Origin of the sequence: Pantoea sp. PNA 14-12 (assembly GCF_004364735.1) — a bacterium.
In the GTDB taxonomy this organism is placed as follows: domain Bacteria; phylum Pseudomonadota; class Gammaproteobacteria; order Enterobacterales; family Enterobacteriaceae; genus Pantoea; species Pantoea stewartii.
Genome location: NZ_SOAJ01000004.1, coordinates 16,204 through 32,569 on the forward strand (window position 1 = coordinate 16,204; position 16,366 = coordinate 32,569).

The following is a 16,366-nucleotide window of genomic DNA, read 5'->3' on the forward strand; positions in this document are numbered from 1 at the left end:
ATGCGAATGTCGCCTAATTTTTCACCGAAGCAGAACGTTTTTGCGCCTTGTGGCAGCTTCGTGTGGTTGGTAAAGTAAGCGGATTTTATTTTCCGCCTCCAGCTTGCAGGATTATCCCTTAGTATGTTTAAAAAATTTCGTGGCATGTTTTCCAATGACTTGTCCATTGACCTGGGTACCGCGAACACCCTGATTTATGTAAAAGGACAAGGCATCGTGCTGAACGAGCCTTCCGTAGTGGCTATTCGCCAGGATCGTGCCGGCTCACCTAAAAGTGTAGCGGCCGTTGGTCATGACGCCAAACAGATGCTAGGCCGTACACCGGGCAATATTGCAGCCATTCGTCCTATGAAAGATGGCGTTATCGCCGACTTCTTCGTGACCGAGAAAATGCTGCAGCACTTCATTAAGCAGGTTCACAGCAACAGCTTTATGCGTCCAAGTCCGCGCGTGCTGGTATGTGTGCCTGTCGGTGCCACGCAGGTTGAGCGCCGCGCAATCCGCGAATCTGCCCAGGGGGCGGGTGCACGTGAAGTGTTCCTGATTGAAGAACCTATGGCGGCCGCCATTGGCGCTGGCTTACCGGTTTCTGAAGCGACCGGGTCAATGGTAGTCGATATTGGTGGCGGTACCACTGAAGTTGCCGTCATTTCTTTGAACGGCGTGGTTTACTCTTCTTCCGTGCGTATCGGTGGTGACCGCTTCGATGAAGCCATCATTAATTATGTGCGCCGTAATTACGGTTCACTGATTGGTGAAGCCACAGCGGAACGTATCAAGCATGAAATCGGTTCTGCTTACCCGGGTGACGAAGTGCGTGAGATCGAAGTGCGTGGTCGTAACCTGGCAGAAGGTGTGCCACGCGGCTTTACCCTTAACTCAAATGAAATCCTTGAAGCCCTGCAAGAGCCGCTTACCGGAATTGTGAGTGCAGTAATGGTCGCGCTGGAACAGTGTCCGCCAGAACTCGCCTCTGACATTTCCGAGCGTGGCATGGTCCTGACGGGCGGTGGTGCGCTGCTGAGAAATCTGGATCGTCTGCTGATGGAAGAAACAGGCATTCCTGTTGTCGTCGCGGAAGATCCGCTGACCTGCGTTGCGCGCGGCGGCGGTAAAGCCCTGGAAATGATCGACATGCATGGCGGCGATTTATTCAGCGAAGAATAATGGCCTCAACCGGCTGAGACCGTCGTAACAGTGCGCAGGGAGTAGCGTGTAAACCGGCGCTGCGTGCATCGGTATGATGTGTCCAGCCCAGGAAAGTGCGGTACGTCCGTACTTTCTTACCTTGTAGTCGAGGAACACGCAGATTATATGAAGCCGATTTTTAGCAGAGGCCCTTCTCTGCAATTGCGTCTCTTTCTGGCGGTGATTGTGGCGATTGCCATCATCATCGCAGATAGTCGCGTGAGTTCATTTACGCAAATACGCAACTATCTGGACACATCGGTCAGTCCGTTTTACTTCCTGGCCAACGGCCCGCGTCAACTTCTGGATGGCGTGTCAGATACGCTGGCTTCACGCCAGCAGCTTGAGCTGGAAAATAAAGCGTTACGTCGGGAGCTGTTTCTGAAAAACAGCGACCTGCTCATGCTGGGGCAATACAAGCAGGAGAATGCACGCCTGCGCGAATTGCTGGGTTCACCTCTGCGTCAGGACGAGCATAAGATGGTGACCCAGGTGATCTCCACCGGTACCGATCCCTATACCGATCAGGTCGTTATTGATAAAGGCAGCGCCAATGGCGTGTATGAAGGTCAGCCGGTCATCAGTGATAAAGGGGTTGTGGGCCAGGTCATCGCTGTCGGTCAGTTTACCAGTCGCGTTCTGCTCATTTGTGATGCATCACATGCGCTGCCCATTCAGGTGCTGCGTAATGATATTCGTGTCATTGCGGCGGGCAATGGCTGTACGGAAGATTTACAACTGGAACATCTGCCAGGCAATACCGATATTCGCGTGGGCGATGTGTTAGTCACCTCAGGCTTAGGTGGCCGCTTCCCTGAAGGCTATCCTGTCGGTGTCGTGTCCTCGGTAAAAGTGGATACGCAACGCGCTTATACCGTGATTCAGGCACATCCTACTGCGGGTCTGCAACGTCTGCGCTATCTGCTGCTGCTTTGGGGAGCCGATCATAATGGTGATATGCCTATGGCGCCTGATGAAGTGCATCGGGTCGCGAACGAGCGCCTGATGCAAATGATGCCGCAGGTGCTGCCGCCTGCCGGCGAAATGGGGCCGCCTGCGCCCACCACACAGACTACCACACCCGCTTCGGGCAGCAGCGAAAGTCGTTCGCAGGATGCCGCTTCCCGCTCACGCGGAGGCCAGAATTGAGTCGATATCGCAGCCAGGGACGATGGGTGATCTGGCTGTCCTTTCTGATGGCGTTTATTCTGCAAATCATGCCATGGCCGGAACAGATCTATATGTTCCGGCCATCGTGGCTATTGTTGATTCTGGTGTATTGGGTGCTGGCGCTGCCGCATCGCGTGAATGTGGGCAGCGGTTTTCTGCTGGGGGCGATTATGGATTTAATCGCCGGTTCGACGTTGGGCGTTCGCGCACTGGCGCTCAGCATTATCGCCTATCTGGTTGCGTTTAAATTCCAGTTATTCCGTAACTTAGCATTGTGGCAGCAGGCGTTAATGGTTATGGTGCTGTCATTAGCAATGGATGTGATCGTCTTCTGGGCAGAGTTTCTGGTGATCAACGTCTCATTCCGCCCTGAAATTTTCTGGAGCAGTGTTGTCGACGGGATTCTCTGGCCGTGGCTATTCTTATTGATGAGAAAGATCCGCCGTCAGTTCGCTGTTCAATAAGGAAATTTATGGTAACCCTGTATCTGGCCTCCGCGTCTCCCCGCCGACGTGAACTGCTGAGCCAGCTTGGCATCACCTTCGAGCGTCTTGTCACTGATGTTGAAGAGCAACGTCAGCCCGGTGAAACGGCAGAGGGCTATGTTCGACGCCTGGCGCATGACAAAGCTAAAGCGGGCGTCACGCTTGCCCGGCAAGACTTACCGGTGCTGGGTGCCGACACCATCGTGGTGCTCAATGGCGAGGTGCTGGAAAAGCCCCACGATGCCGACCATGCCAGCGCGATGCTCAGTAAACTCTCGGGAAAAACGCATCAGGTCATGACGGCTATCGCGCTGGCCGATCGTCAGCAGGTGCTGGACTGTCTGGTGGTCACCGAGGTGACGTTTCGTAACTTAACCGCACACGACATCAATGAGTACATCGCCACAGGTGAACCTATGGATAAAGCAGGCGCTTACGGTATTCAGGGAAAGGGCGGAAACTTTGTTCGTAAAATCAATGGAAGTTATCACGCAGTCGTCGGATTACCGTTGGTTGAGACCGCGGAACTGATCGACCAGTTCCAGTCACTGCGTGCCGTAAGGGGTTAACATGACGGCAGAACTACTGGTTAACGTTACGCCTGCTGAAACGCGCGTCGCCTACATTGATGGCGGTATCCTGCAGGAAATTCACATTGAGCGCGAAGCCCGGCGGGGCATCGTCGGTAATATTTACAAAGGGCGCGTCAGCCGGGTTTTGCCTGGCATGCAGGCGGCATTTGTGGATATCGGGCTTGATAAAGCGGCCTTCCTGCATGCGTCCGACATCATGCCGCATACAGAATGCGTTGCGGGCGACGAAAAGAAAAATTTCGTGGTACGTGATATCGCGGAGCTGGTGCGTCAGGGACAGGATCTCGTGGTGCAGGTGGTGAAAGATCCCCTTGGCACTAAAGGCGCGAGGCTGACCACAGATATCACGTTGCCCTCGCGCTACCTGGTGTTTATGCCCGGCGCTTCACACGTTGGCGTTTCACAACGCATTGCCAGTGAAAAAGAGCGTGAACGGCTTAAAGCCGTCGTGGCCGACTACTGTGACGACCTGGGCGGTTTCATCATCCGCACCGCAGCGGAAGGCATTGGCGAAGAAGAGCTGGCGCAGGATGCTGCGTTTCTGAAACGGCTCTGGACCAAAGTCAGCGAGCGGAAAAAGCGCAATCAAACCCGTTGTTTACTCTATGGTGAGCTGGCGCTGGCGCAGCGTATTCTGCGCGATTTTGCGGGCGCAGCGCTGGATCGCATTCGTGTCGATTCGCGCCTGACCTGCGATCTCCTCAAGGAATTCACCAGCGAATACATCCCGGAGATGTCCAGCAAGCTCGAGCTTTACAATGGCAAACAGCCCATCTTTGATCTGTTTGATGTTGAGAACGAGATTCAGCGCTCACTGGAACGTAAAGTTGAACTGAAATCTGGCGGATACCTCATCATCGACCAAACTGAAGCGATGACGACAATCGACATCAACACCGGTGCCTTTGTCGGACACCGAAACCTTGATGAAACTATTTTTAACACCAATGTGGAAGCGACACAGGCGATCGCCCGCCAACTGAGGCTACGTAACCTTGGCGGCATCATCATTATCGACTTCATTGATATGAGTAATGAAGATCATCGCCGTCGCGTGCTGCATTCGCTGGAAACCGCACTCAGTAAAGACAGAGTGAAGACGGGCATCAGCGGGTTTTCCGCCTTAGGGCTGGTGGAAATGACGCGCAAGCGTACGCGCGAAAGTATCGAACACGTGCTGTGTGAGGATTGCCCGGTGTGTAAAGGGCGCGGCACACTGAAGACCGTCGAAACGGTGTGCTACGAAATTATGCGTGAAATTGTTCGTGTTCATCATGCTTATGATTCTGACCGTTTCCTGGTCTACGTGTCGCCGACGGTGGGCGAAGCGTTGAAAACGGATGAGTCCCATGCGCTGGCGGAAGTGGAGCTGTTTGTCGGCAAGCAGGTAAAGGTGCATGTTGAAGCGCTCTATACTCAGGAACAGTTCGATGTGGTCATGATGTAGTGCTGGCCGGTCAGGCTCACGATGTCTGGCCGCACATTTTAGGGTAAAATGTGGCCCCATACCGCTTATGTCATAAGACGCCGGGTATGAGCAGCAACCATCCGTCGTTAACGGTAGACAAGGAGAGGTGTGAGTGAGGCAGTTGCCAAGAGTGATGTTACTGCTGCTCGCGACAGTCATTGTGATTGTGGCGCTGCTGGTCAGTGCGCTGCGTCTGGCGATGCCGCACCTCGATAACTATCGTAGTCAGGTCTTAGAGTTTGTTTCTGACGTCAGCGGTGCCAATGTTAACGCCAGCCAGCTGAAGGGCAAGTGGGAAAATTTTGGGCCCACGCTGCAAATCCGTGACCTGAACGTGGACATGAAACAAACGGGGACGCTCTCGATCGCGCGTATTACCGTTGCGCTGGACGTCTGGCAGTCATTGCTCCACTGGCGCTGGCAGTTCCGCGATCTGACATTCTGGCAGTTGCACTTTAACAGCACTCAGCCTCTCCTGACCAGTGACAACGAGAAGCACAGCTTCAGGCTCACCCAGATCAACGATCTGTTTTTACGCCAGTTCGATCACTTCGATCTGCGCGACAGCACGATTGGCTTTATCACGCCATCCGGTCAGCATGCTGAACTGGCTATCCCTAAACTCACCTGGCTGAACGAACATACCCGACATCGCGCAGAAGGTGAGGTCAGCCTGTCGAGTTTTACCGGACAGCACGGTGTTGTGCAGGTCCGTCTCGACCTGAACGATAACGAAGGCTTACTCAACGACGGTCGCATCTGGATGCAGGCTGATGACGTGGATATGCGCCCCTGGCTGGGCCGCTGGGTGCGGGATAACACCCGTCTGGACAGCGCCCGGTTTAGCCTGGCAGCCTGGGTCACTCTGCGTGATGGTGATATCTACGCTGGCGACCTGCTGTTAAGTCAAGGCGGCGCAAGCTGGCAGGGCGAGAGCGGCCCCCATACTCTCAACGTTGATGGTCTGACGGCGCACCTTTCGCGTTATAAAAATGGCTGGGTGGTAACGGTGCCGCAAACCAAACTCAGCACAGACGGCAATGCGTGGCCTGCTGGTCATTTTTCGCTGTTCTGGCAACCGCAGGACGAGCAGATGCTGGGCAGCAACAGCGAGGCCGAAGTCCGCGTTCGTGCGACGCAGTTAGCATTAGATCGCATCGCGCCGCTGGTGCCGCTTTTTGCGCCTCTCTCACCTGCGCTGTTTGATAACTGGCGTGCATTGCGGCCGCGGGGCACGATTGATGGGCTTGCGTTAGATATTCCCTTAGCACAACCCGAGCAGACCCGCTTTCAGGTAAAGTGGCGTGATTTTAGCTGGCAGTACTGGAAGCTGGTTCCCGGCATCAGCCATCTTAATGGTGAGGCGACAGGCAGCCTGAACGATGGGCAAGCCGCAATTGCGATGGGGCAGGCTACGGTGCCTTATGGTGATATGTTCCAGGCACCGCTGGAGATCAAACAGATCACCGGCAACCTTAACTGGACGCAGGATAAGCAGGGGCTGACGCTGGCGGGTCACGACCTTGACATTCAGGCCCGTTCCCTTTGGGCGCACGGCGATTTCCGCTATCAGCAAAACAGTGATGCGCAACCTCAACTGAATATTCTGGCCGGCATTAACGTCACGAACGCTGGTGATGCGTGGCGCTATTTTCCGACACCGATAATGGGCCACTCGCTGACACACTATTTAAGCGGTGCGATTAAAGGCGGCAAGGTCAGTAATGCCACGCTGCTGTTTAACGGTAATCCAGCGCTTTTTCCCTTCCAGCACAACGACGGGATGTTCCAGGTTTGGGTGCCGTTACGCCAGGCAACCTATGCGTTCCAGCCGGGCTGGCCCGATCTCAGCAATCTTGATATCGATCTTAACTTCCTGAATGACGGCCTGTGGATGAATGCGCCACTGGCGAAACTGGGTGAAGTCGATGCCCGCAATGTCAGCGCTGTCATCCCGGATTACCTGAAGGAAAAGCTGATTATTAATGGCGATATCAGCGGTGACGGGCAGCAAATCGGTGAGTACTTCCAGCACACGCCGCTCAAATCGTCGCTGGGAGCGGCACTGGAACAGCTCCAGGTCAAAGGCCTGACCAAAGGTCATCTCAAGCTGGATATTCCATTGAATGGCAAAGATGTTCACGCCAGCGGGGATGTGCAGATGAATAACAACAGCCTGCATATCAAACCCCTGAATACCACAATGACCCATTTGACGGGGCAGTTCCGCTATAACAACGGCAATCTCGAAAGCGATACGCTGCAGGCCAACTGGTTTGGACAGCCGATCGATGTCAGCTTCACGACGCAGGAGAATCCTGACGATTTTGGCGTGAACGTCAAATTACAGGCGGACTGGCAACTGGCAAAAATCACTGACATACCCCGACAGATTAGCAGCCAACTGGCCGGTCATCTTCCGTGGCAAGGTGAGGTAAACGTCACCTTGCCTCACAAGGGCGGTGCGCATTATGCCGTGCAACTCAAAGGAGACGGTAAGGAAGTAAGTAGTCGCTTACCTCCACCACTCGACAAAAAGGCTGGCGAGAGCCTGCCGGTTACCGTTAATGCAGACGGCGACTTAACGCATTTCGATCTGAGCGGCAGCGTTGACGAGCGGCACCGGTTTAACAGCCGCTGGCTGCTGGAGCCCACGCTGCGCGTTGAGCGAGGCATCTGGCTTAACGACACCAAAACCACACCGGCGCTGCCGGATCGTTCAGGCATGGTGCTGAATTTGCCTGCGCTCGATGGCGAAGCCTGGGCGGCACTCCTGATGGCGGGCGAAGGCGGAGCGGCCAGCCCGTCGGGTGAGCATAAGGTGGGCGGGGCAACGTTGCCAGGCAATATTATCTTACGTAGCCCCGCTGTCAGTCTGGCAGGGCAAGAGTGGCATGACGTGGATACCACCGTCACCCAGGAAATGGGCGGTAAAACCCAGGTGAAGGTTAATGCCAAAGAGTTACGTGGCCAGCTTACGACCTCGCCGTCAGCAGCGTGGCAGGTTGCTCTGGATTATCTTTATTACAATCCCGACTGGCAGGGCGCTGACGGAAAAAATACCGCGGCTTCGCCACTGGGGCAAAAAAGCGATCAGATTGACTTTAGCAAGTGGCCTGCGGTGCAGTTTCAGTGTGCAGAATGCTGGCTGATGGGACAAAAATACGGGCGCGTTTCCGCCGGGCTGCAACCTAAAGGAAGTACGTTAGCACTTACTAATGGCTTGGTGGATACAGGCAGTTCGCGTCTGAATATTCAGGGCGAATGGGTTAACCGGCCCAACGACCAGCGTACCTCGCTGAAAGGCACCTTGCAGGGCAGCAACATCAATAACGCAACCAACTGGTTCGGCGTAAATACGCCATTACGCGATGCACCTTTCAAAATTAACTATGACCTGCACTGGCGCGCTGCACCCTGGCAGCCATCAGCGGAAACGCTGAGCGGCACACTGAAAACACACTTTGGTAAAGGCCAGATAACGGATGTGGATACCGGTGCGGCGGGGCAGATTTTGCGCCTGCTCAGTTTTGATGCACTGCTACGTAAACTGCGTTTCGACTTCAGTGATACTTTTAAACAGGGTTTCTATTTCGATTCAATCAATGGTACCGCCTGGATTGAAGATGGCGTCATCCGTACTGATAACCTGTCAGTCGATGGGCTGGAGGCGGATATCGCCATGCAGGGCAATATGGATCTTGTGAAGCGACGGATTGATATGGAAGCCATAGTTACCCCGGAAATTTCCGCCTCCGTTGGTGTCGCCACCGCGTTCGCGATTAACCCGGTCGTCGGGGCCGCGGTATTCGCGGCCAGTAAGGTTCTGGGGCCGCTCTGGAGTAAAATTTCTGTGCTGCGCTATCACATCAGCGGCCCGCTCGATAAGCCCAAAATTGACGAGGTTATGCGTAAGCCACGCGAAACCTATAACAAGTGATATTTGACGGCGTAACATAATTGCCTCAGGCTATGAATATCCGAGCACATATTGAGTGAGAAACGATGACTCTGAATCTGGTAAGTGAGCAGTTGCTAACTGCTAACAACATTAATCAGCAGGACCTTTTTTCCCTGTTAGGGCAGCTTTCAGAACGTCGTCTGGACTATGCCGATCTTTATTTTCAGTCCAGCTTCCACGAATCCTGGGTTCTGGAAGATAAAATCATTAAAGATGGTTCCTACCATATCGATCAGGGCGTGGGTGTCCGCGCCGTCAGCGGCGAAAAAACCGGCTTCGCCTATGCCGATCAGATCACAATGAATGCCCTGCGTCTGTCATCAGAAGCGGCCCGCAGCATCGTACGCGAGCAGGGGAATGGCAAGGCGCACACGCTGTCAGCCGTCGTCAACCGCGCGCTCTATGCGCCTGTCGATCCGCTTGGCAGCCTCAGCCGTGAAGACAAAATCGCCCTGTTACATCGTGTTGACCAGGTTGCGCGGGCTGCTGACCCACGGGTTCAGGAAGTGAATGCCAGCCTGACCGGCGTATATGAGCAGGTCCTGGTGGCGGCAACCGATGGTACCCTGGCCGCCGATGTGCGTCCGCTGGTGCGTCTGTCCATCAGCGTTCAGGTGGAAGATCAGGGCAAACGCGAACGGGGTACCAGCGGTGGCGGTGCGCGTACTGGTTACGCGTTTTTCCTCGCTGATGAAAATGGCGATGTGCGCGCTGATGCCTGGGCACGCGAAGCGGTACGCATGGCACTGGTCAATCTTTCCGCAGTGGCTGCGCCTGCAGGCGCTTTACCGGTGGTGCTGGGGGCGGGCTGGCCAGGCGTGCTGCTGCATGAAGCGGTAGGTCATGGTCTGGAAGGCGACTTCAATCGCCGTGGAACCTCCGTTTTTAGCGGTAAGATGGGCCAACTGGTGGCGTCTGACCTCTGTACGGTGGTTGATGATGGCACGATCGAGGGATTACGCGGTTCACTGGCTATTGACGATGAAGGCGTACCCGGACAGTACAACGTACTGATTGAAAATGGCGTATTGAAAGGCTACATGCAGGACAAGCTGAATGCCCGGCTGATGGGCGTGAATCCTACCGGAAACGGTCGTCGCGAATCTTATGCGCACCTGCCAATGCCTCGTATGACCAACACCTACATGCTGGCGGGTAAATCGACGCCGCAGGACATTATTGAAAGTGTGGAATACGGGTTGTATGCGCCTAATTTTGGTGGCGGCCAGGTCGATATTACGTCGGGTAAATTTGTGTTCTCCACGTCCGAAGCCTATCTGATTGAGAAAGGCAAAGTCACCAAACCGGTAAAAGGGGCGACATTGATCGGCTCCGGTATTGAGGCAATGCAGCAAATCTCTATGGTTGGCAACGATCTGGCGCTCGATAAAGGCGTTGGCGTGTGCGGTAAAGAAGGCCAGAGTCTGCCGGTTGGCGTGGGCCAGCCTACGCTCAAGCTGGACAAGCTGACTATCGGCGGCACCGCCTGATTAGCCTGACAAACCCGCCTGCTGGCGGGTTTTTTTAGTGCGCTACTATTACATCCTGAAGGCGCCACATTCAGTAAACGCTGGCGCGATTTTCCTGTCTCTGCAGTAAATGAGGCCTGTTTAAAGTCCTGCTCCGCACCTTTGTGATGCCCTGTTCTGCACCTTGCTAAAGGCGACGCGCTATGTCTTGCGGTGCTGCTTGTACTGCTCGGCAACCTGTTCAAAGTAGTGCGTCAGGTAGTCGATACAGACCTGAACTTTCAGCGGCAGCTTGTCTTTTTCGGTGTATAACGCATAAACCGGACGCGGGTCGGATTGATAGTGTGGGAATAAAATATCGATCTCTCCGCTCTTGATCTCATCTGCCACCCACATCATCGGGACATAGGCGATGCCGTTGCCTGCCTTAAGCCAGCGAATTAACGTCTGGGAGTCATTGGTGACGAAACGCCCCTGAGGTGACAAACGAGTCACAAGGCCTTCGGGTGCAATCAATTCAAAATTGTTGTCGGGGCGAACGCTGTATTCCAGCCAGGCGAATTTTGTAATGTCTGCCGGTTTTTCGGGTGTTCCATGCTGCGCCAGGTAGGATTTAGCGGCACACACCACCATGGGCATTGCCCCCAGCCTGCGTGAAAACAGACTGGAATCTTTCAATGCGCCCACCCGAATAACCACGTCCAGGCCATCGGCGATTAAATCGGGGGCAGGAATGCCGGTGACAAGATTGACACTCAGGCCGGGGTAGTCACGCAACATATCACTGGTCATGCCGGCCAGGACGTTCTGCGCCATCGTGGAGGAACTGCCAATCCGTAACACCCCGACAGGCGTATTATTAAACGCATATAACTGCTCATGTACCTGGCTGGCTTCAGCCAGCATGCGGCGGCAACCCTGATAGTAAATTTTCCCCGCTTCGGTCAGGCCGATGCTGCGTGTGCTGCGATTGAGTAACTTAACCTGAAGGGCATCTTCCAGCCTGGCGATTATCTGGCTGATGGATGACACGCTGAGATGAAGCTGTCGTGCGGCCGCCGTGAAAGAACCTAATTCAACCACTTTGGCAAATATCGACATACCTTTAAGTCGTTCCATTGTTTACTCTGGCTAAAAAGTGATTTAGATCACATTCAGTAGAAAACGTATAGTTAAGCGCGTTACTATAAGCGTACCGGGGTATCACCTGGCGACGCTTCATTACCTGAAAACACCCGATGATACGCTATTATTAAGCCAGCCGTAGTTCAGATGTGGCTTAGGGCGCAGGCTTTTGCGTCGATCAAGGCGGTGGACTATCCCGGCCGTGTCGAACTAAGGATTTTTAATGAGTGTACTTCCGGTCTTTGTCATGTTTGGGCTCTCTTTTCCGCCCATTTTTATCGAACTCATCGTTTCACTTATGCTGTTTTGGCTGGTGAAACGCGTGCTGACGCCCAGTGGTATTTACGATCTTGTCTGGCACCCGGCACTCTTCAATACAGCTCTCTACTGCTGTGTATTTTATTTAGTATCCCGTTTATTCGTTTGAGGTTTACGTGAACACGCTTATAAGAAAAATCGCGCGTTACGCGATCACCATCCTGCTGGTCATCATCGCCGTTATCATCATATTCCGTGCCTGGGTGTTCTACACCGAATCGCCCTGGACGCGTGACGCCAGATTTGCAGCCGACGTGGTGGCCATTTCTCCTGATGTCACGGGGTTAATTACGGATGTGCCGGTTCATGACAACCAGCTCGTTAAAAAAGGCGATACGCTGTTTGTTGTCGATCGTCCCCGCTATCAAAAGGCGCTGGATGAAGCCCAGGCGGACGTAGAATATTACCAGGCGCTGGTGAATGAAAAACGCCGTGAGGCCGGACGTCGTAACCAACTCGGCACCTCTGCGATGTCGCGTGAAGCCATCGAGCAATCCAATAACGATTTGCAAACCACAGAACACCAGCTGGCGAAATCTGTTGCGACCCGCGATCTGGCGAAAATTGATCTGGAACGGACCACGATTAAGGCACCGTCAGACGGCTGGGTGACGAACCTGAATGTTTACCAGGGTGAATTCATTACGCGCGGCTCGGTTGCGGTCGCCCTGGTGCAGCAGCACTCCTTTTATGTGCTGGCCTATCTGGAAGAGACCAAACTGCACGGCGTCAGACCGGGCTTTCGGGCAGAGATCACGCCATTGGGCAGCAACATCACCTTACGTGGCACCGTGGACAGCATTGCGGCAGGCGTAACCAACAGCAGTAGCAGTGTTGACAGCAAGGGGATGGCAACCGTTCAGTCTAATCTGGAATGGGTTCGCCTGGCTCAGCGCGTACCGGTCCGCATCCGACTTGATCAGCAGCCCGGTAATCAGTTCCCTGCCGGCACGACGGCGACCGTGGTGATTACTGGCGCGGAGGATCGTCCGCACCAGGCGGTTTCACCCATGATGTCCTTCTTTAACCGCCTGCGTGAGTTTGGTTAAGAGGGCGATATGATCGAATTTCTGCGTTTCCCGATAAAGCTGACCTTTGCGCTGGTGGCAGCGTTGATGATCGGCTTTCATCTCAACCTTGAAACACCGCGCTGGGCCGTGATGACCGCCGGGATTGTTGCAGGGGGAACGGCGTTTGCGGCAGGAGGCGATCCCTACTCTGGCGCATTACGCTATCGCGGTCTTCTGCGTATTATCGGTACTTTAATTGGCTGTGTTGCCGCTCTGGTTATCATGATTGCCACTGTGCGAGCGCCAGTGGTCATGCTGTTGCTGTGCTGTATCTGGGCCGGTTTTTGCGTATGGCTTTCGTCACTGATTAAAGTCGAAAATTCCTATGCGCTCGGTCTCGCGGGCTATACCGCATTAATTATCGTGGTCACGGCAAACGCCAGCGGCGGCCTTACGCTGGTTCCGCAATATGCGGTGGAACGCTGTAGCGAAATTATCCTGGGCATCCTTTGCGCCATTCTGGCAGACATGATTTTTTCCCCGCGCTCCATTAAAAAAGTGATTGATGCCGAGGTGACGTCGCTGCTGGTGGCCCATTACCGGTTGCTGCAACTGTGTGTGGCGCATCAGGACAAAGAGGAAGTCGATAAAGCGTGGAGTGCGCTGGTACGACGCACAACCGCGCTGAGCAGTATGCGTAGCCAGTTAATGATGGAATCGTCACGCTGGCAAAATACCAGCCGCCGTCTGCAGATGCTAAACACGCTATCGCTGACGCTGATTACACAGGCGGCGGAAACGTTTTTGATTCAGAACTCACGTCCTGAGTACATTCCCACGCAGTATCGCGTGCTGACGGAAAAAGAGGCCACGACGCCAGAAGATGTGCATAAACGTCTGAAAACGATGCGGCGACTCATGGCTGCCAGCAGTAAAACCGTGCCGGAAACGTTGGGGAGTTGGATGAGTGCCGCAACGGAATACCAGCTGTTGATTCATGGTGTGAAGAGTAATAGTCGTATTACCGATCTGGAAGCGCGCATTCTCCAGCGAGAAGTCGTGATTCAGGCGCGTTCGGCAGAAACCCACCATGCGATGATAAATGGTATTCGTACGTTTGTGGCGACGGCACTGGGCTCATTATTCTGGCTCTATACCGGCTGGACTTCAGGTAGTGGCTGTATGGTCATGCTTGGCGTGATTACAGCCCTGGCGATGCGCATGCCTAATCCGCTCATGATGGCGAAAGACTTCGTTTATGGCATGACGGTCGCGATACCGCTGGGGGCGCTTTATTTTATGTACATCTTGCCCAATACGCAGCAAAGCGCTCTGCTGCTGTGCATTGCCATCGGTTTACTGGGCTTTATTTCAGGCATTCTCATTCAACGCCGCCAGATTGGTACGCTGGGCGCGATGGCCGGTACGATTAACGTCCTGGTGCTGGATAATCCGATGCAGTTCAACTTTACGGTTTTTATCGATAACGCACTGGGGCAGTGGATCGGGAGTTTTCTTGCCTTAATGGTGATTCTGCTGATCCGTGATAAATCGAAAGCGCGAACAGGACGTAAATTGCTTAACCGCTTTATGTATGCTGCGGTGTCGGCAATGACCACCAATAAGGCGCGCCGGCGTGAAAACCATTTGCCAGCATTGTACCAGCAGCTCTTCTTATTGCTTAACCTGTTTCCCGGCGACATCGACAAATACCGCATCGCCCTGACGTTAATCATTGGACATCAACGATTGCGTGCGGCAGACGTGCCGATTAATGCGGAGCTTTCCGCCTTCCACCGCCAGTTACGGCACACGGCCGATCGTATCATTGCCGTCCGTAGTGATGAGAAGCGCCGTTATTATTTCCAACGCTTGCTGCGCGAGCTGGATGTCTATCAGGAAAAGCTGGCCCTTTATGATGCACCGGACAGTGTTACCGAGCCGGTGAAACGGCTGTCTGAGATGCTTTCAAAGTATCAAAATACGCTCGTCCAAATCTGAATTTGGGCCGTCAGCCATGCTGGCGGCCCTTTCACTTTCCTTCCTTCCCCGACCTGTCATTTTTGCCATCTATACTTTCCTGAAGTAAAAACAAACTGACAGGAGTAACGCAGATGCCTTCTTCACTGCAAGACAGCGAACTGTTCCAGACCGGCTATTTAGTCAACGGGCAGTGGCTGAGGACGACGTCGACTTTTGACGTAACCAATCCTGCAACGGGGGACGTTGTTGCTCAGGTGGCGAAAGCCGGTAAAAAGGAAACCGAAGACGCGATTAAGGCTGCACAAGACGCCTTTCCCGCCTGGCGGGCGCAGACGGCTAAAGCGCGTTCAGCGCTGCTTTACCGCTGGTATACGTTAATCATTGAAAACAAACGCTGGCTTGCTGAGCTCATGACAACGGAGCAGGGCAAACCGCTTAAAGAAGCGGAAGGCGAGGTTGAGTACGCCGCCAGTTTCATCCAGTGGTTTGCCGAGCAGGCCAAACGAGCCAATGGTGAAATCATTCCGCCTGCTAAAGCGGGATCACGTATCCTGGCCACGCGGGAACCCGTTGGTGTTGTAGCGGCGATCACCCCGTGGAACTTCCCGATGGCCATGTTGACCCGTAAGTTAGGTCCGGCGTTGGCAGCTGGATGTACAGGGATCATCAAGCCTGCCAACAATACGCCGCTTTCTGCGTTTGCCTTGCTGGCTTTGGCAAAGAAAGCCGGTATCCCGGACGGCGTGCTTAACGGCGTGGCAGGGGATACGCATGCTATCAGCGATGCGATTATGGCGAGCAACGCCGTACGTAAAATCTCGTTCACCGGTTCGACGGCGGTGGGCAAAACGTTGATGCGCAATGCGGCCGAGACCATGAAAAAAGTGTCGATGGAGTTGGGGGGCAACGCGCCCTATATCGTGTTTGAGGATGCGGATATCGATGCTGCCGTTCAGGGCGCTATCGCCAATAAATTCCGTAACGCGGGCCAGGTGTGCGTCAGCGTAAACCGTTTTTTTGTTCACAATGCGATCTATGAGCGTTTCACAACCCAACTGGCAGATGAGGTCAATAAACTCAAAGTGGGTAACGGTATGGAAAGCGGCGTCATTGTCGGACCGTTAATTGAGCGTTCGGCGTTAGAAAAAGTGGAAGAACATGTTAACGATGCGGTTGCCCAGGGTGGCAAGGTGCTCGCGGGCGGTAAGCGACATGCGCTGGGCGGCAATTTCTGGCAGCCTACGGTCATCGTCGATGCGCATGAAGGCATGAAGCTGGCTCAGGAAGAAACATTTGGCCCGGTTGCGGCGTGCTTCCGGTTTGATGATGAAGACGAGGTTATTCGTCGGGCGAACCAAACCGAATACGGGCTGGCGGCGTATTTCTATACGCAGAATCTGCAACGCGTCTTCCGCGTTTCCTCGGCGCTGGAAAGTGGGATGATAGGCATCAATGAGTGTGCCGTCTCGACAGAGCTGGCCCCCTTCGGCGGAGTGAAAGCGTCGGGACTGGGCCGGGAAGGATCGGTGCTGGGAATGGAAGAGTACCTTGAGGTCAAAGCGCTGCACCTTGGCGGTTTAAGTTAAACGGCTATCT

At 54.2% G+C, this 16,366-nt stretch carries 12 protein-coding genes; 11 read left to right on the plus strand and 1 reads right to left on the minus strand.

What is annotated here, in order from left to right; all coding sequences use genetic code 11:
• The first annotated feature begins 123 nt into the window (after positions 1 to 123).
• The 7 genes from mreB to tldD all read left to right on the plus strand — a co-directional run bounded on the left by mreB (position 124) and on the right by tldD (position 10,355).
• Positions 124 to 1,167, plus strand: coding sequence for a rod shape-determining protein MreB (gene mreB, locus C7434_RS13945; protein WP_003855260.1), 1,044 nt, complete (start codon positions 124 to 126; stop codon positions 1,165 to 1,167).
• 147 nt (positions 1,168 to 1,314) lie between these two features.
• Positions 1,315 to 2,337 (plus strand): rod shape-determining protein MreC, encoded by a 1,023-nt coding sequence (gene mreC, locus C7434_RS13950; RefSeq protein ID WP_006120977.1) that lies wholly within the window; start codon positions 1,315 to 1,317, stop codon positions 2,335 to 2,337.
• A complete protein-coding gene (gene mreD / locus C7434_RS13955) occupies positions 2,334 to 2,822 on the plus strand; it encodes a rod shape-determining protein MreD (RefSeq protein ID WP_006120976.1) in 489 nt (162 codons plus the stop codon). Before mreC ends, mreD begins: the two co-directional genes overlap by 4 nt.
• Positions 2,823 to 2,830: 8 nt before the next feature.
• Positions 2,831 to 3,412 (plus strand): Maf family protein, encoded by a 582-nt coding sequence (locus tag C7434_RS13960; RefSeq protein ID WP_058702694.1) that lies wholly within the window; start codon positions 2,831 to 2,833, stop codon positions 3,410 to 3,412.
• A 1-nt stretch (position 3,413) separates the two neighbouring features.
• Positions 3,414 to 4,883 carry a ribonuclease G gene (gene rng, locus C7434_RS13965; protein WP_033740062.1) on the plus strand — a complete coding sequence of 490 codons (1,470 nt, stop codon included), beginning with the start codon at positions 3,414 to 3,416 and terminating at the stop codon, positions 4,881 to 4,883.
• Positions 4,884 to 5,016: 133 nt separating this feature from the next.
• Entirely contained in the window at positions 5,017 to 8,844 is a 3,828-nt protein-coding gene (yhdP, locus tag C7434_RS13970) for an AsmA2 domain-containing protein YhdP (protein WP_033740060.1), read from the plus strand.
• Between the two features lie 65 nt (positions 8,845 to 8,909).
• Positions 8,910 to 10,355, plus strand: coding sequence for a metalloprotease TldD (tldD, locus tag C7434_RS13975; protein ID WP_006120972.1), 1,446 nt, complete (start codon positions 8,910 to 8,912; stop codon positions 10,353 to 10,355).
• Between the two features lie 180 nt (positions 10,356 to 10,535).
• Here tldD and aaeR read toward each other — a convergent pair whose 3' ends face one another.
• Entirely contained in the window at positions 10,536 to 11,453 is a 918-nt protein-coding gene (gene aaeR / locus C7434_RS13980) for an HTH-type transcriptional activator AaeR (RefSeq protein WP_006120971.1), read from the minus strand.
• Positions 11,454 to 11,682: 229 nt separating this feature from the next.
• Between aaeR and aaeX the strand changes: the two genes are divergently transcribed.
• The 4 genes from aaeX to C7434_RS14000 all read left to right on the plus strand — a co-directional run bounded on the left by aaeX (position 11,683) and on the right by C7434_RS14000 (position 16,356).
• Complete coding sequence (aaeX, locus tag C7434_RS13985) at positions 11,683 to 11,886, plus strand: p-hydroxybenzoic acid efflux pump operon protein AaeX (RefSeq protein ID WP_006120970.1); 204 nt, start codon at positions 11,683 to 11,685, stop codon at positions 11,884 to 11,886.
• Positions 11,887 to 11,893: 7 nt separating this feature from the next.
• On the plus strand, positions 11,894 to 12,826 hold the full coding sequence (gene aaeA / locus C7434_RS13990; protein WP_033740058.1) for a p-hydroxybenzoic acid efflux pump subunit AaeA: 933 nt from the start codon (positions 11,894 to 11,896) through the stop codon (positions 12,824 to 12,826).
• Positions 12,827 to 12,835: 9 nt separating this feature from the next.
• Positions 12,836 to 14,788, plus strand: a complete 1,953-nt coding sequence (gene aaeB / locus C7434_RS13995) for a p-hydroxybenzoic acid efflux pump subunit AaeB (RefSeq protein ID WP_039341742.1) — start codon at positions 12,836 to 12,838, stop codon at positions 14,786 to 14,788.
• A 113-nt stretch (positions 14,789 to 14,901) separates the two neighbouring features.
• Entirely contained in the window at positions 14,902 to 16,356 is a 1,455-nt protein-coding gene (locus C7434_RS14000) for an NAD-dependent succinate-semialdehyde dehydrogenase (RefSeq protein WP_033740056.1), read from the plus strand.
• Positions 16,357 to 16,366 lie beyond the last annotated feature (10 nt).

Coding starts and splice junctions, on each gene's coding strand:
- mreB (WP_003855260.1), top strand. CDS start 124: ATGTTTAAAAAATTTCGTGGCATGTTTTCCAATGACTTGTCCATTGAC.
- mreC (WP_006120977.1), top strand. CDS start 1,315: ATGAAGCCGATTTTTAGCAGAGGCCCTTCTCTGCAATTGCGTCTCTTT.
- C7434_RS13960 (WP_058702694.1), top strand. CDS start 2,831: ATGGTAACCCTGTATCTGGCCTCCGCGTCTCCCCGCCGACGTGAACTG.
- rng (WP_033740062.1), top strand. CDS start 3,414: ATGACGGCAGAACTACTGGTTAACGTTACGCCTGCTGAAACGCGCGTC.
- tldD (WP_006120972.1), top strand. CDS start 8,910: ATGACTCTGAATCTGGTAAGTGAGCAGTTGCTAACTGCTAACAACATT.
- aaeR (WP_006120971.1), bottom strand. CDS start 11,453: ATGGAACGACTTAAAGGTATGTCGATATTTGCCAAAGTGGTTGAATTA.
- aaeX (WP_006120970.1), top strand. CDS start 11,683: ATGAGTGTACTTCCGGTCTTTGTCATGTTTGGGCTCTCTTTTCCGCCC.
- aaeB (WP_039341742.1), top strand. CDS start 12,836: ATGATCGAATTTCTGCGTTTCCCGATAAAGCTGACCTTTGCGCTGGTG.
- C7434_RS14000 (WP_033740056.1), top strand. CDS start 14,902: ATGCCTTCTTCACTGCAAGACAGCGAACTGTTCCAGACCGGCTATTTA.